19 protein-coding genes are annotated in these 22,625 nt (G+C 58.4%); 7 read left to right on the forward strand and 12 right to left on the reverse strand.

Features of this window, described 5'->3' with window-relative positions; translation table 11 throughout:
• Window positions 1-12: 12 nt before the first annotated feature.
• From ACLPGZ_RS08080 to ACLPGZ_RS08095, 4 genes are all read left to right on the forward strand, one after another.
• Window positions 13-2,208: a TonB-dependent receptor gene (locus ACLPGZ_RS08080; protein WP_247965863.1), complete on the forward strand. Its 2,196-nt coding sequence runs from the start codon at window positions 13-15 to the stop codon at window positions 2,206-2,208.
• A gap of 340 nt (window positions 2,209-2,548) precedes the next feature.
• A complete protein-coding gene (locus ACLPGZ_RS08085) occupies window positions 2,549-3,727 on the forward strand; it encodes an efflux RND transporter periplasmic adaptor subunit (RefSeq protein WP_035270918.1) in 1,179 nt (392 codons plus the stop codon).
• Window positions 3,721-5,679 (forward strand): ABC transporter permease, encoded by a 1,959-nt coding sequence (locus ACLPGZ_RS08090; protein WP_429641113.1) that lies wholly within the window; start codon window positions 3,721-3,723, stop codon window positions 5,677-5,679. The genes ACLPGZ_RS08085 and ACLPGZ_RS08090 overlap by 7 nt, the downstream gene beginning before the upstream one ends.
• 32 nt (window positions 5,680-5,711) lie before the next feature.
• A complete protein-coding gene (locus tag ACLPGZ_RS08095; RefSeq protein WP_429641114.1) occupies window positions 5,712-7,112 on the forward strand; it encodes an efflux transporter outer membrane subunit in 1,401 nt (466 codons plus the stop codon).
• Here the strand turns inward: ACLPGZ_RS08095 and ACLPGZ_RS08100 are convergent.
• The 6 genes from ACLPGZ_RS08100 to ACLPGZ_RS08125 form a co-directional block, all read right to left on the reverse strand.
• Window positions 7,065-7,829: a glucosamine-6-phosphate deaminase gene (locus ACLPGZ_RS08100; protein ID WP_203145019.1), complete on the reverse strand. Its 765-nt coding sequence runs from the start codon at window positions 7,827-7,829 to the stop codon at window positions 7,065-7,067. The two genes, ACLPGZ_RS08095 and ACLPGZ_RS08100, sit on opposite strands and share 48 nt — an antisense overlap.
• Before the next feature lie 132 nt (window positions 7,830-7,961).
• The gene (locus ACLPGZ_RS08105) at window positions 7,962-9,806 is read right to left on the reverse strand and encodes an ABC transporter ATP-binding protein (RefSeq protein ID WP_009457855.1); all 1,845 of its coding nucleotides are present in this window, start codon (window positions 9,804-9,806) and stop codon (window positions 7,962-7,964) included.
• A gap of 416 nt (window positions 9,807-10,222) precedes the next feature.
• Entirely contained in the window at window positions 10,223-11,830 is a 1,608-nt protein-coding gene (locus tag ACLPGZ_RS08110; protein WP_026484227.1) for a gamma-glutamyltransferase family protein, read from the reverse strand.
• Window positions 11,827-12,855 (reverse strand): Bug family tripartite tricarboxylate transporter substrate binding protein, encoded by a 1,029-nt coding sequence (locus tag ACLPGZ_RS08115; protein WP_088450907.1) that lies wholly within the window; start codon window positions 12,853-12,855, stop codon window positions 11,827-11,829. The genes ACLPGZ_RS08110 and ACLPGZ_RS08115 overlap by 4 nt, the downstream gene beginning before the upstream one ends.
• Before the next feature lie 75 nt (window positions 12,856-12,930).
• Window positions 12,931-13,857, reverse strand: a complete 927-nt coding sequence (locus tag ACLPGZ_RS08120) for a LysR substrate-binding domain-containing protein (protein ID WP_026484229.1) — start codon at window positions 13,855-13,857, stop codon at window positions 12,931-12,933.
• On the reverse strand, window positions 13,854-14,852 hold the full coding sequence (locus ACLPGZ_RS08125) for an LLM class flavin-dependent oxidoreductase (RefSeq protein WP_429641115.1): 999 nt from the start codon (window positions 14,850-14,852) through the stop codon (window positions 13,854-13,856). The genes ACLPGZ_RS08120 and ACLPGZ_RS08125 overlap by 4 nt, the downstream gene beginning before the upstream one ends.
• A gap of 88 nt (window positions 14,853-14,940) precedes the next feature.
• Between ACLPGZ_RS08125 and ACLPGZ_RS08130 the strand changes: the two genes are divergently transcribed.
• The 3 genes from ACLPGZ_RS08130 to ACLPGZ_RS08140 all read left to right on the forward strand — a co-directional run bounded on the left by ACLPGZ_RS08130 (window position 14,941) and on the right by ACLPGZ_RS08140 (window position 18,035).
• Complete coding sequence (locus ACLPGZ_RS08130) at window positions 14,941-15,549, forward strand: class I SAM-dependent DNA methyltransferase (RefSeq protein WP_429641116.1); 609 nt, start codon at window positions 14,941-14,943, stop codon at window positions 15,547-15,549.
• Window positions 15,550-16,078: 529 nt separating this feature from the next.
• Entirely contained in the window at window positions 16,079-16,891 is an 813-nt protein-coding gene (locus ACLPGZ_RS08135) for a mechanosensitive ion channel family protein (protein WP_035271438.1), read from the forward strand.
• A gap of 208 nt (window positions 16,892-17,099) precedes the next feature.
• The gene (locus ACLPGZ_RS08140) at window positions 17,100-18,035 is read left to right on the forward strand and encodes a LysR substrate-binding domain-containing protein (RefSeq protein ID WP_254002781.1); all 936 of its coding nucleotides are present in this window, start codon (window positions 17,100-17,102) and stop codon (window positions 18,033-18,035) included.
• 30 nt (window positions 18,036-18,065) lie between these two features.
• Here the strand turns inward: ACLPGZ_RS08140 and ACLPGZ_RS08145 are convergent, their stop codons facing one another.
• Genes ACLPGZ_RS08145 through mdcC form a run of 6 tightly spaced genes read right to left on the reverse strand, consistent with a single transcriptional unit; the run spans window position 18,066 to window position 22,613 of the window.
• Complete coding sequence (locus tag ACLPGZ_RS08145; protein WP_429641117.1) at window positions 18,066-18,995, reverse strand: acyltransferase domain-containing protein; 930 nt, start codon at window positions 18,993-18,995, stop codon at window positions 18,066-18,068.
• Between the two features lie 2 nt (window positions 18,996-18,997).
• Window positions 18,998-19,960: a triphosphoribosyl-dephospho-CoA synthase gene (locus tag ACLPGZ_RS08150; protein WP_429641118.1), complete on the reverse strand. Its 963-nt coding sequence runs from the start codon at window positions 19,958-19,960 to the stop codon at window positions 18,998-19,000.
• On the reverse strand, window positions 19,950-20,654 hold the full coding sequence (gene mdcG, locus ACLPGZ_RS08155; RefSeq protein ID WP_429641119.1) for a malonate decarboxylase holo-[acyl-carrier-protein] synthase: 705 nt from the start codon (window positions 20,652-20,654) through the stop codon (window positions 19,950-19,952). The genes ACLPGZ_RS08150 and mdcG overlap by 11 nt, the downstream gene beginning before the upstream one ends.
• Complete coding sequence (gene mdcE / locus ACLPGZ_RS08160) at window positions 20,654-21,367, reverse strand: biotin-independent malonate decarboxylase subunit gamma (RefSeq protein ID WP_022983522.1); 714 nt, start codon at window positions 21,365-21,367, stop codon at window positions 20,654-20,656. Before mdcE ends, mdcG begins: the two co-directional genes overlap by 1 nt.
• Window positions 21,364-22,266 carry a biotin-independent malonate decarboxylase subunit beta gene (locus tag ACLPGZ_RS08165; protein ID WP_247965853.1) on the reverse strand — a complete coding sequence of 301 codons (903 nt, stop codon included), beginning with the start codon at window positions 22,264-22,266 and terminating at the stop codon, window positions 21,364-21,366. The genes mdcE and ACLPGZ_RS08165 overlap by 4 nt, the downstream gene beginning before the upstream one ends.
• Window positions 22,263-22,613, reverse strand: coding sequence for a malonate decarboxylase acyl carrier protein (mdcC, locus tag ACLPGZ_RS08170; protein WP_009457832.1), 351 nt, complete (start codon window positions 22,611-22,613; stop codon window positions 22,263-22,265). The genes ACLPGZ_RS08165 and mdcC overlap by 4 nt, the downstream gene beginning before the upstream one ends.
• Window positions 22,614-22,625: the final 12 nt, after the last annotated feature.

Genomic DNA, 22,625 nt, shown 5'->3' on the forward strand with positions numbered 1-22,625 from the left:
TAGGTAATCGTGATGACCAGCTTATTCAAGCCTTGCCTGGGACGCTCTCTTGTCCTGTCTCTGTTTGCTCTTCATTGTCAGGCTCAGGCGCAAGACCAGAGGGATGTTGCCCAGCCGCAGGAGTTGTCCACCATTACCGTTAATGCCAGTGCGGATGCGTCGCGTCAGGGCTTGTTGCCGGAGTATGCGGGCGGTCAGGTCGCCAGCGGCGGGCGAGTGGGGATATTGGGTTCTCTTGAAAACATGGACTCGCCTTTCAGCGTCAATAGCTACACCAGCCGCTATATCGAGCAATTGCAGGCGTCGACCGTAGCCGATGTGGTGCGCCATGATCCTTCCGTGCGCGTGGCCCGTGGTTTTGGCAATTTTCAGGAAAGTTTTTTCATTCGGGGCTTTTTGACGGCGTCCGATGATATTGCCTACAACGGTTTGTTTGGTTTGCTGCCCCGGCAAGCGACGGCTGCCGAACTGGCCGAGCGTATTGAAGTGCTGCATGGCGCAGGTGGCTTTCTGTACGGTGCCGCGCCTTCCGGCGGTGGTATTGGGGGCACGATCAATGTGCTGCCCAAACGGGCTGGCGAGAGCCCGCTGACCAAGATCAGTGCAGGTTATGGTAGTGGCGGGCAAAGCCAGATCAAGGCGGATATTGCGCGTCGTTTTGCCGATGATGCGGCAGGCATTCGTATCAATGCCATCAAACGCAGTGGTGATACGGCGGTCGACAATGAGCACACCAGTCTGGACCTGTACACAGTAGGGGTGGATTGGCGTGGTGAGCGTGTACGTTTGTCGGCGGACTTGGGCTATCAAGAACATAAGCTGCGTGAAGTCCGGCCTAATGTGGCTTTAAAGGCGGGCTTGTCCGCTTTGCCGGGCTTGCCTTCGCACACGCGCAACTTCGCCCAGCCCTGGACCTACTCTAATGAGAAAACCATTTTTGGGACGGTACGCGGGGAATATGATCTGAATGATTCCATGACCCTGTGGGCTGCTTTCGGTATGAAAGATGGCAAGGAAAAAAATCAGCTTGCGACTCAGACGGTAACGGATGCCGTTTCTGGAAAAACCACCTTCTCGCGTTTCAACAATTCCCGACGTGATGACGTGAAAACAGGCGAGTTGGGTTTGCGAGCCAGTTTTGAGACCGGGCCTGTGTTGCATGAGCTGGTCGCTGCTGCTTCTTTGTATGACCACAAAGAGAAAAATGCCTGGGCTATGGGTAGCGTGCAGGAAAGTAATCTTTATGATCCTGTGAATCACGCCTTGTCACCCTTCGCTTATACCGGGGGAGATTTGGGTTCACCCGCTTTGGTGGGACGCACCAAACTGACCAGTTATACCCTGGGCGACCTGATGTATCTCTGGGACGACAGGCTGGAAGTCATGTTGGGGCTGCGCCATCAAATCATGGAAACGCGCAGCTATGACTATGGCACCCAGGCCTTGCAGCGCAAAGATCGTCAGCAACATACCAGCCCTGCTGCGGGTGTGGTGTTCAAGCTGACAGATGAATGGGCTTTGTACGGCAACTACACGGAAAGCCTGGCGCAAGGCGATCTGGCACCGACTCGCTTTAACAATCAGCCGGTTCAAAACGCCGGGCAGCGCTTGTCGGCTTTTGTGGCCAAGCAAAAAGAGCTGGGGATCAAGTACGACAACGGTTCCTTGGGGGGTGGGCTGACCTTCTTTACCACGACCAAACCGCGTGGTGTGGTGAACGACGATCTGCGCTTTGTGGAAGCGGGCAAGGATCGCCATAACGGGTTGGAGCTGAGCTTCTACGGCCAGTTGACGGACTCCCTGCGCATTCTGGGTGGGGTGACCGCCTTGGACACCAAGCAGAAAAACACGGGTGACCCGCTGAGCGAAGGTCAGCGCGTGATTGGCGTGCCGCGTTGGCAAGGCAGTCTGGGCCTAACCTGGGATGTGCCGCAGGTGACAGGCTTGTCGCTGGATACGCAGTTGCTGGCAACCGGTGCCCGTTACGCGGATTCGGCCAATGCGATCCGTGTGCCAGGTTGGGTGCGTTGGGATCTGGGGGCCAGCTATCAGCGCAAGATTTCCGGTGTGCCCATGACGTTCAGGGCCAGTGTCGAGAATGTGGCCGATACGGCGTATTGGGCTTCGGTCGGTGGCTATCCCAATAATGGCTATCTGGTCTTGTCGCAGCCACGCACGTTCATGCTGAGTGTCTCGGCGGAGTTTTAAGGAAAGGACCGGGCAGGGGGCACAGTCCTGCCTGTTCTCCACCACATAGGGCGTCCAGCAAGTGTTTGACGCCCTTATCTCAAGCCCATCGCTATAACTTTTACAAAATAAATGTCCGGAAAGTGGGCTCTCAAACGTCTTTATAAGGAAGGCCTGAAAAAGGACCTCTTGCCCTGTCCGCTTGACTGCACCGTTTAGGTGGGAACCTCCTTGTCTGCTAAGTAGCGTGGAGCCGGTTTTGGTCTAAGCAAGTACCTGCCTTCTTGACCACTTTTGTTTTTTTGATCACCTGCCGCGCATGATACGGCGGGTGCAGATCTACGGTTTTTTGGGATTAGTTATGAAGTCCAAAGCAGTAAAGCGCCGCTGGGCGTTGGCCCTGGTGGCGGTGCTGGTGCTGGGGGCGCTTGCCGCACAGGCCGGGCGTTCTTCAGAGCAGTTTGAAACGGTGGCCGTGGAGCAAAGTGATATACGCGCTACCGTTGCTGCGGTGGGAACTTTGAAGCCCAGTCGCTATGTGGACGTGGGTGCGCAGGTGTCCGGGCAGATTACGGCTTTGCCGGTTGCGCCGGGCGATCAGGTTGAGCAGGGCCAGTTGCTGGTGGAAATCGATCCCAGTGTGCAGCAAGCCACCGTCGATGCAGGCCGAGCTTCCTTGGCTGCGTTCCGGGCCCAGTTGGCCGAGCAGCAGGCTCAGCTTTTATTGGCGCGTCAGCAATTGGCTCGCCAGCGTCAACTGGAGCGCCAGCAGGCCAGCCGTCAGGAAGATATTCAGATTGCCCAAGCCAATCTGGCGACTGCGCAGGCTCGGGTAGCGCATGTACAAGCGCAGATGGAGCAGACTCAGGCCACGCTGAAAGCCGATGAGGCACGCTTGGGCTATACGCGCATTTACGCGCCCATGAGTGGCACGGTCATTGGCGTGCAGGCTCGTGAAGGTCAGACGCTGAATGCCACGTATCAAACTCCCAATATTCTGCGCATTGCAGACCTGAGCACCATGACGGTGTGGACCAGCGTGTCTGAGGCTGACATTCGTCGTATCAAGCCCGGTATGAGCGTTACCTTTACAACCTTGGGGGAGCAGGGCGAAACGCGGGCGCGTCAATGGCAGGCCAAGGTTCGCCAAATCATGCCTGCGCCAGAGGGCAGCACTCAGGATGAAAGCACGGCGGCGGCACCGACTGCCACACAGGCCATCATGTATACGGTGCTGTTTGATGTGGCCAATGAAGACGGCGAATTGATGCCGCAGATGACGGCGCAGGTGCTGTTTGAGATTGATCGTGCCGACCAGGCCTTACTGATACCCCTGGTGGCTTTACGCCCAGACCCTGATCGTGGTCCTGATGCTTTTACGGTGCCGGTGCTGGAGCGGGGCAAGGTGCAGGAAAAGCCGGTCGACCTGGGAGTGCGTAATCGTCACCAGGTACAAGTCGTGAACGGGCTGGCTAAAGGGGAGCACGTTGTTCTGGCGGTGCTCACTCCTGAGCGTGGCTGGCGGTGGCTGCAATGGTAGGGGTTGCACCTCCTTTGATTGAACTGCGGGACATTAACCGTATCTATGGCGGCCCGCCCAGCACTAAGCCTGCTGTGCAGGTTCTGTTCGATGTCAGCTTGAGTATTGAGCCGGGCGAGTTTGTGGCGATTGTGGGGGCCTCGGGGTCCGGTAAATCGACACTGATGAATCTGCTGGGTTGTCTGGATAAACCCAGCAGCGGCACCTATCTTTTTCAAGGTCGGGATGTCGCACAGCTCAGTTCTGATGAACTGGCCCAGTTGCGCCGTGAGACCTTTGGTTTTGTCTTTCAGGGCTATCACCTGATTCCGACTGAAAGCGCCAGTGAAAATGTCCAGATGCCTGCCATTTACGCGGGAATGGATGAGGGCGCGCGTGCGGCACGTGCCGCAGAGTTGCTCAGTAGCCTAGGTCTGGCGGACAAGCTGGATAACCGGCCCAATCAGTTGTCCGGCGGCCAGCAGCAGCGGGTGTCTATTGCTCGTGCCTTGATGAACGGTGGCCGTGTCATTCTGGCCGACGAACCCACGGGTGCGCTGGACTCGCGCAGTGGTGCAGAAGTGATGGCCTTGCTGCGCAAGCTCTCGAACTCTGGTCACACCATTATCCTGATTACGCACGATCATGAAGTCGCGGCGATGGCAGACCGGATTATTGAAATTCGTGACGGCTGCATCCTCTCGGATAGCCGCCCAGAAACGGCTACCGAGCCCAAGCTTGAACAGCCTTTACCACCGCCCGAGCACCGCCGCTCGCCCTGGGTTTCGGAGATCAAGGATGCTACCCGCAGCGCCTTGCGCAGCATGTTCATTAACCGTCATCGCACGGCCTTGACCTTGTTAGGCGTGATCATCGGGGTGGCCTCGGTCATCGTGATGCTGGCGGTGGGTGAAGGTGCCCGCCAACGTGTCATGGATCAGATGGGCACGATGGGGACCACGATCATTTACTTGAGCAGTTCATCACCGCCCAATGGGGTCGCCAAGGGACAACTGACAGAAGAGGATCTGGAGGCGATTGGCGAGCTGCCATTGATACGGCGTGTCATGCCGGTGATTGGAGATCCGATTACCGTGCGGCGTGGCAGCGTGGACCGCCAGGTGTATGTGTTTGCCGCCAATGAAACCATGCCGGATATTCATCGCTGGCAGCTGGCACAAGGTCGCTACTACACCGATGCCGAGGACCGGGATCTGGCTCCCCTGGTTGTGTTGGGACATCGTGCCGCCAAGCAATTCTTCCCCGATATGGACGTGCCGTTGGGGCAGCAGCTCCTGATCGGCAATTCACCTTTTGAGGTGGTCGGGGTAATGCAGGAGCGCGGTGCCGATTCGGGCGCGCAGGCTTACGACGATATGGTGTTTGTGCCTTATCATGCGGCGCGTGCCCGTGTGTATCAGGCCCAGACGCAGCCCGACTATGTGGTGATTGATGCGCAGGACAGTTCCACCGTTCTGGAAGCGGAACAAGACATGCGTCAGTTGCTGACACAGCGTCATGGTGGGCGAGAAGACTTTTCAATCGGGAATGCAGCGGCTCGCTTGCAGGCAGAGGCTTCCACGCGTCAGGCCATGAGCATGATGCTGGGCCTGATTGCCGCCGTGTCTTTGGTGGTGGGCGGCATCGGGGTCATGAACGTAATGTTGATGACGGTGCGTGAACGCACGCGGGAAATTGGCATACGCATGGCAACCGGTGCACGGCAAAGTGACATCATGCGCCAGTTTCTGACTGAGGCGGTTTTGTTGACGATTACAGGCGGTTGCCTGGGCGTGCTGGCTGGTGCTGTGGTGGGTATTGGCCTGATTTTTGGTGGGGTGGATGTGGTGTTTTCCTTGCGGGCGGCCTTGGGCGCCTTTGGCTGCGCCGTGGTGACGGGCATGGTTTTTGGCTATATGCCAGCACGAACGGCGGCCGCGCTGGACCCCGTTCAGGCTTTGGCAGGGGAGTAAGCATGGCTCATTACCGATGGATAGCAGGGGCCATGAGCACGCTTGTGCTGCAAGCGTGCGGCTCCTTGTCCTCTGATCTGGACAAGACCCCGCCGACGCTGCCCCAGGCGTATCAACAGCAAGCCAAGGCGACACCCAGTCCTGTACTGGCCCAGGTAGAGCCGGAGTGGTGGCGTGCTTATAACAGCCCCGCCTTGAACAGCCTGATGCAGGAAGCCTTGATGGATGTGGCGGTGCTGCGTCAGGCACAGGCCCGGGTCTTGCAGGCGCAGGCTCAGGCACGCATGGCCGGAGCCAGTTTGCTGCCGGAATTGCAGGGCAATCTGTCTGCGCAAAGAGATGCGCCGTTTTCTTCCTCGCATGGAGACTCTCGCTCGCAATATGTGGCCGGTGTGTTCATGAGCTACGAGCTGGATGTGTGGGGACGCAATCGTGCCCAGGCCAACAGTGCCGTGTTCCTGGCTCAGGCGGCGAATTACGAGCTGGATGTGCTGCGTGTCAGCGTGCAGGCGCAGGTGGTGCATTTAAGCCTGCAAGCCTTGGGCGACAAACAGCGCGTGGCCATTGCCCGTCAAAACCTGGCCGTTGCGCAACGCTTGTTGAGCCTGCTGGAAGCACGCTTGCAGGCGGGGGCAGCTTCGCCTTTGGAGCTGGCACAGCAACGCCAATTGCTGGCTTCGCAACAGCGCAAATTGTTTGTGATTGAAGAACAGGCCATTCGCACGCGGGTGGAGCTGGCGACCTTGTTGGGCCGTACTGAAATCATGCCCGAGCCGCAGGAGGATATTGCCAGCTTGCAGGTACCAGAGCTGGAAGCAGGTCTGCCTTCACAGATCTTGTCGCAGCGCCCTGATATTGCGCGCATCGAGGCCCAGTTGTCAGCGGCTCATGCCGATGTGCATGTGGCGCGCGCTGCCCTGTATCCCAGCCTGACCTTGGGGGCGCGGGCAGGGGCATCGGGCAATCATTGGGAAGAAAGCTTGCGCCATCCGGTTTACAGTCTGATCAGCGGGCTGGTGGCGCCTATCTTCAATGCCGGTCGTCTGGAGGCGGGCAAGGATTTGAGCGACGCCCGTTTGCAGGAATGGCTGGCGCAGTATCGGCAGACCATTGTGCAAGCTTATATGGATGTGGAAGGCGTGCTGGCACAACTGCATAGCCTGGATGCCCAGGCGCAGACTATGGAGCTGGAGTGGGAGCAAGCCAGGCTGGCGTTTCAACTGGCCGAAGCACGTTATCGCTCTGGCTCGGAAACCTTGCTGTCTTTACTGGATGCGCAGCGTACCTTGTACGCCGCTCAGGATGTGCGCGTCAGTTTGATGCAGGCACGTCTGCAATCCCGCGCGGCGCTCTTCCGAGCACTGGGCGGGGGCTGGCAAGCTGGCTCAGGCAGCCTGGCTGATCAGGGGACGGTGGCAGAGGCTGGGGTCTAGCAGGCTGGCAGCCGCCTCATCCAGCAGGATGTGGGTGTTGGCGTGCTGCTTCAAGGCTGTGAAAGGCAGCTCGGGCGTGACACCGCCTTCCTGGTAATTGAGCATGGTGCGAGCCTTGTGCTCGCCGGTGACCACCAGGGCAATTTCACGGGCGCTCAGAATATCGGCAATCCCCATGGTGATGGCCGATGCAGGCACTTCGTCCATGGAATCAAAAAAGCGGCTGTTGTCGATACGGGTGCGCTCGGACAGGGCCACCACATGGGTGCGGCTGTCAAAAGGGGTGCCCGGTTCGTTAAAGCCGATGTGGCCGTTGGTGCCTACGCCCAGCAATTGCAAGGCGACACCCCCACTGGCCGCAATCGCGGCGGAGTAGTCCTGGCAGTGCTGCTCCAGCTCTTGGGTCAGGCCATTGGGCAGATGCAAACGAGCGGCATCAAAAGGCAGTTGGCCGAACAGGTGCTGGCGCATGTAGTAGGCGTAACTTTGCTCGTGCGCTGCCGCCAGACCCACATACTCATCCAGATTGAAGCTGTTGATCTTGGAGACATCCAGCCCATTGGCACGTACGTCCTGTACGAAACGGGCGTAGACGGGTTCCATGGTCCCCCCGGTTGCCAGACCCAGAGTCGCTTGTGGATCCTGACGAATAATTTCCTGAAGACGGGCGCTCAGGTGTGCCGCAATGGCGGCGGAATCGGGGAAGACTAAAAACATAATCTTGTTCTATGTATGGGCTGAATAAGTTGAAAAAAAACTTCGCCGCAAGCACGGCGAAGTTTGATCTTTCGAAATTCTAATGGGACAAAGATGTAACGTCAGTTTTTTTTTGCAAGCAAGTGACACGTTTTAACTATCTTGTTTGCCAGTCTCTCCCAGGAAGCCACCACTTTGACGTGCCCACAAACGAGCATACAAACCACCTTTTTCCAGCAATTCCTGGTGGCTGCCTTGCTCGATGATGCGGCCCTGATCCAGCACAATCAAGCGGTCCAGTGCCGCAATGGTGGACAGGCGGTGGGCAATGGCAATTACCGTCTTGCCGTGCATCAGGGTGTTGAGGCTTTCCTGGATGGCGGCTTCCACTTCGGAGTCCAGCGCGCTGGTGGCTTCATCCAGTAACAGGATGGGGGCGTCTTTCAGCATGACGCGGGCAATTGCCACACGCTGACGCTGGCCGCCAGACAGTTTCACACCGCGCTCGCCCACATGTGCTTCCAGGCCCTCACGGCCCTGGCGGTCATGCAGTTGCGGGATGAAGTCGGCAGCAGCGGCACGTTCTACCGCCATATGCAGCAGCTCGTCGTTGGCATCCGGGCGGCCATACAGAATGTTGTCGCGCATGGAACGGTGCAGCAAGGAGGTATCCTGCGTCACCATGCCAATGGCGGCACGCAAACTGTCCTGCGTGACGTGGGCAATGTCCTGGCCATCAATGCGGATGGTGCCGCTATCCACATCATGGAAACGCAGCAGCAGGTTGACCAACGTGGACTTGCCCGCGCCAGAACGGCCAATCAGACCAACACGCTCGCCCGGTTTGATCACCAGATTGAGCTTGTCGATCACCTGACGGCTTTTATCGCGGTAGGCAAAGCTCACGTCCTGGAATTCGATGCGACCTTGCTCGATTTGCAGGGGCTTGGCATCGGGAGCATCTACCACCGTGGGTTTTTGCGTCAAGGTATTGATGCCGTCCTGAATCGTGCCTACGTTCTCGAACAGATTGGTCAGCTCCCACATCAGCCAATGGGAATGGCCGGACAGACGCAGTGCCATGGCAATGACGGCCGCCACTACACCGGCTGTGGATTGATCAATCGACCACAAGTACAAGGCCAGGCCTGCCGAACTGATCAGCAAGACAGTAGCCAGCACATGGTTGGTCACTTCAAACATGCTGATCAGACGCATCTGGGCATGGCCGGTTTCCTGGAAGCGGCGCATCGCGTTCTTGGCATGGTCAGCTTCACGGCGTGTGTGGGCAAACAGCTTGACCGTATTGATATTGGTGTAGGCGTCGGTAATACGGCCCGTCATCAGCGCACGGGCGTCGGCCTGTTCAGCCCCGACTTTGCCCAGACGGGGCACAAAGTACACGCAGGCCAAAGCGTAGCCTACCAGCCAGAGCAGGAAGGGCAGGATCAGCAGGCGGTCAAAGCTGCCTGCCAGAATCAGAATACCGATCAGGTAGGCGCTCATGCCCACGACCACTTCCACGGCCATGAACAGAGTTTCACGCACCGCCAGAGCGGTTTGCATGATCTTGGTGGTGATGCGACCGGCAAACTCGTCCGCGTAAAAGGACATGCTCTGATTCAGCATCAGCTTGTGAAACAGCCAACGCAGGCGCATGGGGAAGTTGATGGCCAGTACCTGGTGCATGACCAGCGTATGCAGGCTGATCAGCACGACGCTGCCCAGCAGAACAGCGGCAATGGTCAACAGCGTGCCACCCTGCTGGCTCCAGAACTGGGCAGGTTCAATCGAGGGCAGCCAGTCCACGATATAGCTGAGCAGGGCAAACAGCATGGCCTCGTAGGCCGACAGGCCAATCGAGGTTACGGTCATCAAGCCAATCCAGCCGCGTGAATTTTTCGTACAGGCCCAGATGAAGGGGAAAAATCCTTTGGGAGGAGGGGCGACGTGTTGTTCGGGATAGGGATCTAATCGACGTTCAAAGAATGACAGCACCGAATGGGCTCCAGCGTACGGCCCTCTGGATGACAGGGCCGTTTAGACAAATAGAAAACCGCTTCCGGGGTATGAAGCGGCAATTTTTGATGGTACAGCAGTCATTCTGTCTGGCTGAAGAAAACCTGATAAAAACACAGTCTTTGTGTAGGGAAAGTGTCAGATATTGACCACGGTGTACGTTTAGTGAGCCAAGTCGATGCTGGAGTCTGCTTTGGGGGCTGTGCCTGGCTCTTTGGTGGACCGGGCTGAGCCTTGAAGGGGGCTGAAGGGATGGGGCCTTGGTGAGCGTGTCTTTGTTTCGTCGAGTGGTTTGTCTGAATAGAGATAGGGAGGCCCAAAGGTATTTGGGGTCTGGATGTTCTTATCCAGACCCCAATCAGAAAGTGGCAGTGATCTCTGGAAGGCAAATAGGCTTAGTAAGCCACCACCTGACCATCTTTACGTGGGTCGGAGCCGCCCACGTAATGATTGCCCTGACGCAGAATCAGTTGTGCACCGCCAAAGGCGAACACACCGCTGCCGGGTTCAACGACGACTTCATGACCGCGCTCGCGCAAGGCCTGAACCAGCGCCGGATCGAAAGTGGGTTCTACTGCCACCCCACGGCCACCCGTCACGCGCCAGCGTGGGGCATCGGCAGCGGCCTGCGGGTTCTGACCGTACAGCAGAACACGCAGTGCCATTTGCATGTGGCCTTGTGACTGGAATGGGCCACCCATCACACCAAAAGACATTTGAGGGGTGCCATCGGCATTCATGGCAAAGGCCGGAATGATGGTGTGCGAAGGGCGCTTGCCACCGGCCACTTCATTCACATGGCCGGGGCGCAGGGTAAAGCCATGACCACGGTTCTGCATGCTGATGCCGGTGCCGGGAACGACCACGCCGGAACCAAAACCCATGTAGTTGGACTGGATCAGGGACACCATCATGCCGCTGGAGTCGGCGGCGGTGACATAGACCGTGCCGGAGGGGCCAGGCAGGCCGTGCTTGGGGTCGCCTGCCTTGTCCATCTGAATCAGGGCGGCGCGCTCGCGCAGATAGGCCGGGTCCAGCAAATGCTCGGGATGATGAATCATGTGCTCCAGATCTGCGTGGTGCTCGTACAGATCGGCAAAAGCCAGCTTCATGGCTTCAATGCTCAAATGCACCGTGTCGATATGGTCCAGCGGCTGCTGGCCCACACCAGCTTGTTCCATGATGCCCAAGGCCATCAAGGCCGCCAGACCTTGTCCATTGGGCGGGATTTCGTGAATCACGGACTGGGCAAAAGGATGGCTGATGGTGCCGCACCAGTTCGCGCGGTGCTCGGCCAGATCCTGCTCGTCCATGGCGCCGCCATGCTGGCGGGAGAAGTCGGCAATGCGTTTGGCCAGCTCGCCGGTATAAAAGTCCTGTCCTTGGGTGGCCGCAATGCGTTCCAGCGTATTGGCCTGGTCCTGGTTCTGATACCACTGGCCAGCGACTGGGGCTTTGCCATCACGTAAAAAGGCTTCGGCAAAACCGGGTTGATCGCCCAGACGCTGACGACCTAGCTCCCACAAGCGCGCGATTACGGGCGAGACCGGGAAGCCTTCTCGGGCGTAATGAATCGCGGGGGCGGCCACTTGCTCCAGACTCAGACGGCCCAGCTTGCTGGATAGCTCGGCCCAGGCAGAGACCGCACCGGGAACGGAGACACTTTCCCAACCCTTGTCGGGGATGGCATCGTGACCTTTGAAACGATCCGGCGACCAGCCACGGGGCGAGCGCCCGGAGGCGTTCAAGCCATGCAGTTCTTTGCCGTCCCAGACAATGGCAAAGGCATCACTGCCTATCCCGCAACCCGTGGGTTCGACCACAGTCAGTGTGATGGCGGCCGCCAGGGCGGCATCGACGGCATTGCCACCGGCCTGCAACATGCGCAGGCCCGCTTGCGCGGCCAAGGGGTGGGAGGTGCTGACCATGTTCTGGCCAAGTACCGCAGAGCGGGCGGACGGGTAGGGGTTGTTCCAGTCCATACAGGTGTCAGTCTTGTTCATTGAATCTGTATTCCAGTCAGTTGGATCAGGCCTTGCCAGCGTGCGCTGTCCTCGCGGACCAAAGAGATAAACTCTTCTCGGCTGGTGCTGCGGGGTTGGTCCACGCCCAATGTTTGCAGGCGCGAGCGTACTTTGGGGTCCTGAACGGCATGTGAAAAAGCCTCATAAGCCTTGTCACGAATTTCGTCGGGCAAGCCTGCAGGGGCGTACAGGCCAAACCAGGTCACCGACTCATAGCCCGGCAGGCCGGACTCCTGAAAGGTGGGCAAATCGGGTGCCAGCGGCGAGCGCTGCTGGCCGGTTACTGCCAGGGCGCGCAACTGGCCGCTGTTCACATAGGGCATCCCGGTGGGGATGGCGTCCAGTAAAACATGAATGGAGCCGCCCAGCATATCGTTAATGGCCTGACCAGTTCCGCGGTATGGAACGTGGGACATGACGATATTGGCCTGATTCAAAAAGGCTTCGGTGCCCAGGTGCACGATGGTGCCATTGCCACTGCTGGCGTAGTTCAACTCATCAGGATGGGCGCGAGCATAGTCAATCAGCTCTGGCAGCGTTTGTGCGGGTACGGACGGGTTCACCAGCAGGACGCTGGCGGCATCGCCCAAATGGGCGATAGGGGTGAAGTCTTTGTCTGCATCGTAGGGCAGGGACTTGTACAGGTGCGGAGCAATCGCGTGGGTGCTGCTGGTGGTGAACAGGAGGGTGTAGCCATCAGGCTTGCTGCGAGCGACTTCGCCTGAACCGATCGTGCCGCCCGCGCCCGTGCGGTTGTCCACAATGATGTTGGCGTTCATCGCTTTGGCCGCGCTTTCGGCAATCAGGCGGCTGATGACGTCGGTGGCACCGCCAGTGGGGAAGGGTACGATCAGGCGAATGGGACGATCAGGCCAATCGCTGGCATGGGCCGCCACGCTACTGACGGCCAGAACAGCACCTAATAAGGTTTGGGCAAGACGCCGCCAGGGGCGACGGGTCGATGGGGGCTGCGCGTTGCTTGCGGCGTTGCTGGGTCTTGTCATGGCTATCTCCTCAATCAAGAGATGATAGGAAAGGCGATGATGCCGAACCAGCAACAAATAAGCAGGACAGCGTTGCTATTTTGGCAAGGCTTGCGGGTCGACTTCAAGCTGCGGCAGCAACTCGTCCAGAAAGCGGCGAACAATAGAGGGCAAGCGGCGGCCAGCCAGGGCCTGCACTTCAATTTGACGATTCAGCAAGCCGCGTTCATGAATGAAACTGGCTTGCAGCAAACCTTGCTCAATCAGGTGACGAGCCGAGAGCAGGGCCGACACCGTCACGCCTGCGCCGGACAAGGCAAATTGATGCAGAGACTGCATGTGATTGCTGCTGAATACCGGGTCCAGACTCAGGTTCTGTGCGCTGCAGGCCACATCCATCATTTGCCGCACGGTGGTGTCGGGGCCGGGCAAGGCCAGAGGGTGTGCCAGAAGGCTTTTCAGGCTGATGCGTTCGGTACGGGTGACCGGGTGGCCGGGAACCGCCAGAGCCATGACGGGCGCATCGCGGCGGAACAAGGTCTTGATGTCTTTTTCAGCCGTCTGGGTGAATTTGATGCCTATATCAATCTGGCCGCTTAGCAGCAGCATGGTGATGCGGTGTGGTGGCAGTACGTCCAGCTGAAAGCGGATGCCCTGATGCTTTTCACGAAACTGTGCAATGCATTGCGGCAGTAGCTGGGCGGCCAAACCTTCAGAAGAGGCGATGCGTATCAGGCCGGTTTGCAGTCCTTGCAAGGCGGCAATATCGTGCAGGGTGCGCTCGGCATCCATGGCGCTGCGACGAGCATGGGCCAGCAGCAGCTCTCCCGCAGCGGTCAGGTTCATGCCACGGGCATGGCGCTCGAACAAGGCCATGCCCAGGTTTTCTTCCAGTCCGCTGATCTGGCGGCTGATGGCCGATGTGGCCACATGCAGATTGCTGGCCGCCTGCGAGATAGAGCCACAACGCGCTACTTCCTGGAAGTAGCGCAGTGCGGTCTCCTGAAGATGGCGTGGGTTCATACCAGACTGCCGCGCAGCTCGGCGGCAATCTCGTAGGAGCGCAAGCGCTTGTTATGGTCAAAGATATTGGCGTTCAGCATCAGTTCGTTGGCGCCGGTCAGTTGAATGAAGCCTTTCATCTGCTCAAGCACTTGCTCCGGATTGCCAATGGCCGTACAGCTGAGCAGGGAGTCCAGCAAATGCTGGGCGGGTGGGCTGCATTGCTCGTAGTAGTCGCGTACGGGCGGTGGCAGTTGGCCGGGACGACCGCTGCGCAGGTTCACAAAAGACTGTTGCCAGGAGGAGGCCAGTAGTTTGGCTTCGTCTTCCGTGTCGGCGGCAAAGACGTTGTAGCCCAGCATGACGTACGGTTTTTCCAGATGCACGGAAGGCTGGAACTGACGGCGGTAAACCTCAATAGCATCCATCAGCTGAGCAGGCGCAAAATGCGAAGCAAAGGCATAGGGCAAGCCCAGCGCAGCGGCCAGTTGAGCACCAAACAGGCTGGAGCCCAGAATCCAGACCGGCACATTCAGACCACGACCGGGTACGGCCATGATGCGGTTACGCGGCTCGTCGGACATGTAGTCCATCAGCTCCAGCACATCGCGTGGAAACTGGTCGGGATCGCTGTTCAGATTGCGGCGCAAGGCGCGGGCCGTTTCGGGGTCGGAACCAGGAGCACGCCCCAGGCCCAGGTCGATGCGGCCGGGGTACAGGGAGGCCAGTGTCCCAAACTGCTCGGCAATTACCAGCGGGGAGTGGTTGGGCAACATGATGCCGCCCGCGCCTACACGAATGCGGCTGGTTTGACCGGCAATGTACCCGATCAGAACTGAAGTGGCAGCACTGGCAATACCGGGCATGCCGTGGTGTTCGGCCAGCCAGTAACGGTGATAGCCCCACTGCTCGGCATGACGGGCAATGTCCGCCGAACAGCGAAAGGACTGGGCCGGTGTGGAGCCCTGAACAATAGGGGACAGGTCTAGGACGGAGAGCGGATAGCTTGGCTTCATGGCATCAGATTCAAATTGGACTCAGGATATAGTCGATCCATCGTTAGGCAGCGTCAAGTAAACCCATAGCATAGGCAAGGATGTTCAGATGAAAGAAACCAGTCGTCGCACCGTCAATCATTACCAGGACCATGCGCAGGCTTATCGGGACGGCACGTGGGACCATGATGTCAGCCAGAATCGCGATGCTTTGCTGGCGGCCATCGGCTTGCCGGGGCCTGTGGATATTCTGGATCTGGGCTGTGGACCGGGGCGGGATCTGGTCGCGTTTCAGGCCATGGGTCACCGCCCGATGGGCCTGGATGGCTGTGCGGCTTTCGTGGAGATGGCTCGTCAGCAAACAGGCTTGCCGGTGCTGCATCAGGACTTTCTGGATTTGAATTTGCCCGCTGCGGCTTTTGATGGTGTGTTTGCCAATGCGGTTCTATTCCATATACCCAGCGCGGAGCTGCCTGCAGTTTTGACCGCTTTGCGGCACAGTCTGCGACCGGGCGGCGTGCTGTTCTCCTCCAATCCGCGCGGTCAGGGGCAAGAAGGCTGGAATGGTCAGCGCTATGGTTGCTACTACAGTTGGGAGCAGTGGTCAGAGCGTCTGGAGCAAGCGGGCTTTGACTATATCGATCACTTTTATCGCCCCACAGACAGGCCGCCGCAGGAGCAGCATTGGCTGGCTTCCCTGTGGCGCGTACCGGCTTGAACAGGTGCAAAATGGTGAATCCCTGACCTGGCTACTTAGGTGATTGTTTTATAAGCCTATTTTTTGCTAATACAGGGGTTTTCCCTATTTTTATGCACATCTTTTGTGGATAAGCCGGTTTTCAACAAGCAGAGGCTTGCCCGAGGAAAAAAATGGTAAAGAATTGTCGATTCTCTGCTCGCCATTTCTAAGTGCTTGATTGCACGGGGATAAGTGCAGTGATTCACGGTTTATCCTGTGACTTGTCCACATTTTATGGGGATAAGCTGGCGTCTGTTTCCGGATTTGGATGTTTTCTGTTCGTGGTTTTCAAGTGGCTGATACTACGGAGGGTTTTTCTGATTTGCCCAGTTTTTCCTATGAGCTATCCACAGTTTTCGGGGATAAGATGGTGGGCTTGCTCAACTTGGGTTCAGACCCGTCCCAAGGCTATGATGCGCACTAGCAATGTTTACCCTTGGCGGCCAGTCCCTTCGGTGCTTTGCCTTTTAATTGAGGAGATTGAAACGTGGAAAAATTGCAAGCCTGGATGACAGAGTTTCCAGCCGTTGTCGCGATTGCGCTCAACGTCGTGATTGCTTTGTTGATTCTGATTATTGGCTGGTGGCTGTCTGCCGTCGCCGGTCGTGCCATCAAGCGCATGGCAGCCCGCTCGCCTCGAGTGGATCCGACGATTGTGCCTATGGCCCAGTCCGTAACGGTCTGGACAATCCGCATCTTTGTGCTGATTGCCGTGTTGGCCCGTTTTGGTGTGCAGACCGCCAGCATTATCGCGGTACTGGGTGCCGCCGGTTTGGCGGTGGGCTTGGCCTTGCAGAACACACTGCAAAATATCGCCGCCGGCATCATGTTGCTGATGCTGCGTCCCTTGCGTGCGGGCGAGTTTGTGTCGGTTGTTGGTAAAGGTGACGGCACCGTGCAGGAAGTGGGTTTGTTCCTGACCCGCTTTGAGCAAGTGGATGGCATTCAATTTACGCTGCCCAACAGCCTGATCTGGGGCAACCCTATCATCAACTACAGCCGTAACACCACTCGTCGTTTGGACTTCGGGGTGGGCGTACGTTATGGCGATGATCTGGACCTGGCCATCAAGCTGCTGCAAGACCTGCTCAATGAACATCCTCAGGTGCTGAAAGACCCGGCTCCTCTGGTCATGGTCATGGAGTACAAGGACAGCGTAATCACCGTCAATCTGCGTGCGTGGATCAATGCTGCTGACTTCTGGGATGCCCGTTTTGATCTGTTCCGCCGTGCGGTCCAAGTGCTGAATCAGGCTGGTTTGCAGACGCCCGTTCCAGTACGTGAAATCGTGCAGTCGGTTGGCGAGAAAAAGGCTGCGTGAACATGATGGGTTCAAGGCCTGATTCCGGCTTTGAACCGTGTCCTGCAGGCTTCAAGCCCATGCGGTTCCGATAGAAGTTATGAATGCCCCAAGCCTTGCTTTTAGCGGCTTGGGGCATTTTTTTCGGGTTAGCCTGCATTGGACTTACTGCGGGCTTCTCCCATACTGTACTCTTTGCTCTGGCGCTGTTTTTCCACCTGCCCTCACGATGTTTCTGATCGACGAAAAAATCACGGTACGACGCCTGGAAGTTCTGCTGGCTTTTCTGGAAGCCGGCACGATTGCCCGTGCCGCAGAACAATTGGGCACCAGTGCGGTGAGCGTGCATCGGGCCTTGAAAAGCCTGGAGGAAGGGTTGCGCTGCCCGCTGTTCTTGCAGGAAGGCCGCAATCTGGTGCCACAGGAGTCGGCGCGCGAGCTGGCCGAAGCGGCCAAGGAAACCATACGTACCTTGCAGCATGGCATTGATGCTGCCCGCGAAGCCGGGGGGTATTCGTCGGATCAGTTGCGCATAGGCTCCATGTATTCGCTGACGATACGTTTGGTGCCGCGCCTTTTGGTAGAGCTGAAGGTTCACAAGCCTTTATTGCAGATTGATTTGGTGCTGGACTCCAACGAGAAGCTGCTGCAAAAGTTGCGGGGTGGTCATATTGACGCAGCCCTGATCGAGTTGCCGCAGGAGCAACCGGATGATCTGGAAGTATTGCCCATTTTTGATGATGAACTGATGTTTGCCGCTCCCATGGATTGGCGAGGATCGGACTCGTCCGTGGTGGATCTGGAGCGTTGTTCCAAGGAACGTTTTGTGTCGCTGACCGATGATTTTGCAACGGGGCGGGACATGCAGCGCATGTTGGCCAAAGCCGGGTTTGATGCCGATATTGTGATGCGCACCGGAGACATCTTTTCCTTGATGAGCCTGGTCAGTGGTGGTGTGGGATGCTCCCTTTTACCTGCGCGAGCCAAAGCGGTTTTTTCTGACAAGATTCAGTGGCTGAGCCTGGAGCCGAAGTATCGACATTCACAGCGTATCGGCCTGGTGTGCATGAAGTCGCGCGAGCGCAGCCCGAATGTTTTGAGCTTGTTACGGGCCTGCCGGATCGTGCGTACTCAGTTGGAAAAAGAAGGGCCGACGTCGGGCTGATGCGGGTCTGCGCAAGCCGCTGTCTTGCGTTTATCCAGCCCAGCGAGACAGCCAGCGCTGCAAGCCATCCAGGGTTTGGAACTCATCCACACCGCGCGCAGGAATCTCCGGATAGCGTTGATTCCACATGGTCGCCAGACTGCGGCCCGGACCAATCTCCAGCACCACATTGGGCTGTCGCTCTTCAATCTGCTCCATGCACGAATCCCATTGCACGGTTTGCATCAACTGCGCTGATAAGGCCTGGGCAGCGGTAGTGGCGTTATGCACCCATAGACCGGCATTGGTGGGCCAAGGCAAGGTCGGGGCAGTCAGTTCGCTTTGATTCAGTTGCTCTTGAAAGGCCTGGGATGCGCTGCTCATCCAATGGGTATGGGAGGCAATATTCACGGCCAGGGGTGTGCAACGTGCCCCTTTTTCTTGAGCGAATTTTTCCAGGGCAGCAAGCTTGTCACGTGGTCCCGCACAGACAGCACTATCAGGACCATTGCGTATGGCCAGGGCAGCGCCGTGCGCTTGGCACCATTGTTCAATCGTGCGAATTGAAACCCCACTTATCGCCAGCATGCTGCTGTCCTGTCCGGCCCCGGCTTGATCCATCAAGGCGGCTCTTTGTCCGGCGAGCTGGATGGTATTGCTGGCAGATGACACACCCGCTACACAAGCGGCTGCCAGTTCACCAATGCTGTAGCCCGCCACGGCCACCAAAGATCGCCTGGAGGTTTGCAGGGCAGGGACGTGCTCCTGCAATTCCTGCCAAGCGGCCAAGGCGCAAGCTGTCAGCACAACTTGGGCATGGGCATTGGTGCTGGCCCAACGGGTATCGCGCATGGCAGCGCGCCAATCGGGAACGTGCAACTGTTCCTGCATTTGCAGCAGCAAGGGGTTTGCCGGGTTCATCCAGGGCAGCATGTCTGCGTATTGCATGCCTTGCCCGGAAAACAGCAGGGCGATTTTCATAGTCAGGCTCCAGTAGGGCGACGCTGGCTGGCACTGCCGGGTGCATAGGCTTGCAAGCGATCCAGCCAGCAGCAGGCCGACAGGGTGTCGGCTGCGCCGCCGGGGGACAGGCGACGCTTCATGAAGGCTTGATGCAAGGCTTGCGCGCGTTGCACCGCATCGGGGCTGAATGCACTGCCTGCTTGCAGGTAGTGCATGGCGCAGCGGCGCGCGTAGTGTAGCCCCTCCAGTCCGCCACGATGGGCCAGATTACTATCGTCAAGGACCGCCATAACAGAAAAGAAGGTATGCAGACCTACGGTTTGCAACTGCTGTTCTGCCACTGGTGTGCTGTGCGGAGACGAAGTTTTGACAGCGACTTGCCAGGCGGGCCAGGCCGTTTCAAACAAGGTGGGAAAGCCCTGGGCTGCTTCCTGGTTCGCGCCTTGCAAGCCATAGCGGCGTACCGCCCGTCCGCCCGGCAGTGCGGACGAAGCTTGCAGGCTGCGGGCCTGTAAAGCCGCCCCCCATAATGTTTGAAGTTGGTCCCGAATCGTGGCGGGAGTCAGGGTGCGAAAAGGTAGGCAAGCGCCTGCGGCTGCGCACAGCAGGCCCAGCATGAAGATGGCGCCACGGTGGGTATTGATGCCCCCGGTTGCCGCCTGCATGCGAGCCTCCGCTGCAATCCCGCGAGTTTGCAGCTGGCTGAATGGAACACGCTGTTGGCCCAGAGCCGCCATGTCAGAAAAATAATGGCGCAGGGCAAACAGACTGCGATAAAAAGTGCTGGCATCCATATCGTCATGGCTGCCGCTGTCGAGCAAGGAAACCAGCCCCGGTTTGGGAGCCAGAATCAGCTCGTCATACAGCGCCAGAACCGCCGCACGGCCTATGGCCGCACAACTCCAGGAACGGGATGGATCCATGAAGTCGGCGGCAGTGGGGCGAGGCGCCAATGTTCTGGTTTCAATTGCATCAAGCAGCATGAGAGGACTCCGGAGCAGGAGCGTGCTCGGGCCAGTCCGAGTGCGCCTGAATACGTACACCATGAGTGCGTTTGATCATCACTTTGCTGCTGGCACCGCTGCGCCATTGCTGCCATTCACGCCAGGCAATGGCGGCGTCATCGGGGAACAGCAGCTCGCCATCCAGGCGGGGCAAACCGGACAATTCGCTGATTGCACTTAATAGCTCCACCAGACGATCTGCTTGCGTGGCGCTCTGCACGGGTAGCAGCAAATCCAGGTCTGAACCTTCACGCACATAGCCCTGTCCTGTGATCAGCTCCCAGCCATAACTGCCATAGACCTGAGCCGTGCAGCCATGTGCTTGCATACGCTGACATAAGCTCAGCCAGTCTTGCGCCAAGGAGGCTGGCAATAAGGTTTGGGCTTCATGGGCGGGGGGGAAACTGCCCCAAGACAGGCTCTGGTTTTGGGAAACGATCAGGGACAGACGTTGCCGCCCCCAATCGCTCGGTAAAGGAATGCCCACTTGCAACTGTCCGCTACGCAGTTCGCCTGGCTGACGGCTGACGACCAGCGGCCAGCCTCGAGCCTGCCATTGACGCAGGCTCTGGCAGACGTGGCTGGTCGGCTCCAGATCAGCCAACACCTGATCCCAGGCTGTGTTGTCCAGCGTGATCAGGTGGTGACGGCGAGCGGGCAGCTGGGCGTTCATCAGGATGCCTGCAAGACCTGTTCAATGATCTGGGCAGCCAGGCGGCGGCCACCACGTTCGGCACCATCGCTGGCGCGGCGATCCTGATCATTGGATTGAGCCAGTGCTGCCCGCAAGGAAGCACGCAGTTGCTCTGGCGAACTGCTGTCCCAGACAGACTGAATGCCTCCCATGGCCACGTAGTTGCCTACGCCGGGCGCAAAGACCGGATTGGACTGCGCCAGCTCTTCCAGCATGGCTTCGGGCAGCTTGGTCACGCGGGCCATGGCAGGAATGCGCATGACGCGAATTTCGGCTTCGGGCACGGCATAGCAGGCATCGGCAATCAGACCGGAGGTGATGAAGCCACCGGACAGGGCCTGGTCGTACACCAACCCAATGACCTTGTGGCCTTTGCGTCGGGCCAGATCCAGGCACATACCCAAGTGAGCCATGGCGCGGTTGATGCCAAGCAGCTCATCGCGGCGGCGCAGTTGCTGGCCCTGGGTATCGACCAAAAGCAGCAGGCTACGGCCAGGATGGTTCTTGATGGTGTCCAGCACGGCCTGTGCCTGGGTCAAGGCCAGGGACACGCCGATGGGGGCGTGTTCCGTCGTGCCGATCACGGCCAAGGTCTCGCCATCAAACTGGGCATCGCCCTGCAAGAACAAATCCTGTTCGCTAATGCTGTGCTGCGTATCGAACAGCGATTGCACCAGTGTTTCCCATTTCATGACAGCGCCTCCTGGCTGCGTAATGCTTTGACGGCTGCAGCATCCATCTGCCCGACTTGATCACTTTGTTCCAGCCCCAGTGCTTGCCACAAGGCTTGGGCCTGATTTTCAGTTTGGTCCCATTGCTCCACAGGCAGCAGGGCTGCGCGGTGTGCCAGCAGCTGATGTTCCTGTTCCAGCTCTTCCAGGGTGACGGGACCACGAGCTGGATTCTTCAAGCCTTGTACGGCAGCGGCGCGGAAAGCGGCCACGGTGTCCGATACAAGGTCGTCGCAATCGGCGGTCAGCCAGCGGTGTTTTCCGCCACTGGTTTGCCAGACCAAAGCGCGGTCCTTGGAGTCGTATTCTTCGACTCCGTGGGAGGCTTCAATCACTTCCGGGCCGGACATGGCCAGACGGCCGACGTCGCTCATGATCAGGTGGTTGGTGCAGCGGGCCACAATGCCCATACCCCCAAAGCAACCGTTTTGCCCGCCTACCAAAGCAATCACAGGCACTCCGGCATTACGCGTGTCCAGCAGGGCGCGCATCACCTCCGAGACGGCTATCAAACCGGCGTTAGCTTCGTGCAGACGCACACCACCGGACTCCAGCAGCAGCACTACGCCTGCAGGGCGGTCGATCATGGCTCGACGCAGCAGGCCCACCAGCTTGGCGCCGTGGACTTCGCCCACACCACCGCCCATGAATTCGCCTTCTTGCGCCGCCACATACACGGTCTGCCCCTCCAGCAAGGCACGGCCGATAGCCACGCCATCATCAAAGGAAGAAGGCACTCCCAACTGGGCCAGATGGGGGCTGCTCAAGCGTTGTGCAGGGGGCAGCCATTCGTGAAAGCTGTTGGCGTCAAACAGAGCCTGGACGCGCTGGCGGGCAGAACATTCCAGATAACTGCTCATGACTGTGTTCCTTGTGCTTGGCTGCGTGCCAGGGCTTCGCTGGCGGCCTGGTCCAGACGCAGACTGACCACGGCAGGGGTGGCCCCCATATCGTTAATGTCAAAGTGAATACCGGCCAGCGGATGGCGCTGGTGAAAGTCCCGCACCACCGCATCCCAGATCGTGGAGAAACCACGTGCCGAGGTATGAATATGGATGGTGCATTCGGCGCTGTCCTTGGGCTCGGCCAGCACTTCCAGATTGCCCGAACCTACCACGCCCACCAGCACAGGCTGGAAGGTGCCAATAGGCTCTTGTCCTTTGAAGCTATAGGCCAGGGTTTCCAGGCCGTGAGGAATGTTTGTCATCGTGATCTCCTA

The organism is Alcaligenes sp. Me129, from assembly GCF_050487245.1.
In the GTDB taxonomy this organism is placed as follows: domain Bacteria; phylum Pseudomonadota; class Gammaproteobacteria; order Burkholderiales; family Burkholderiaceae_B; genus Alcaligenes; species Alcaligenes phenolicus.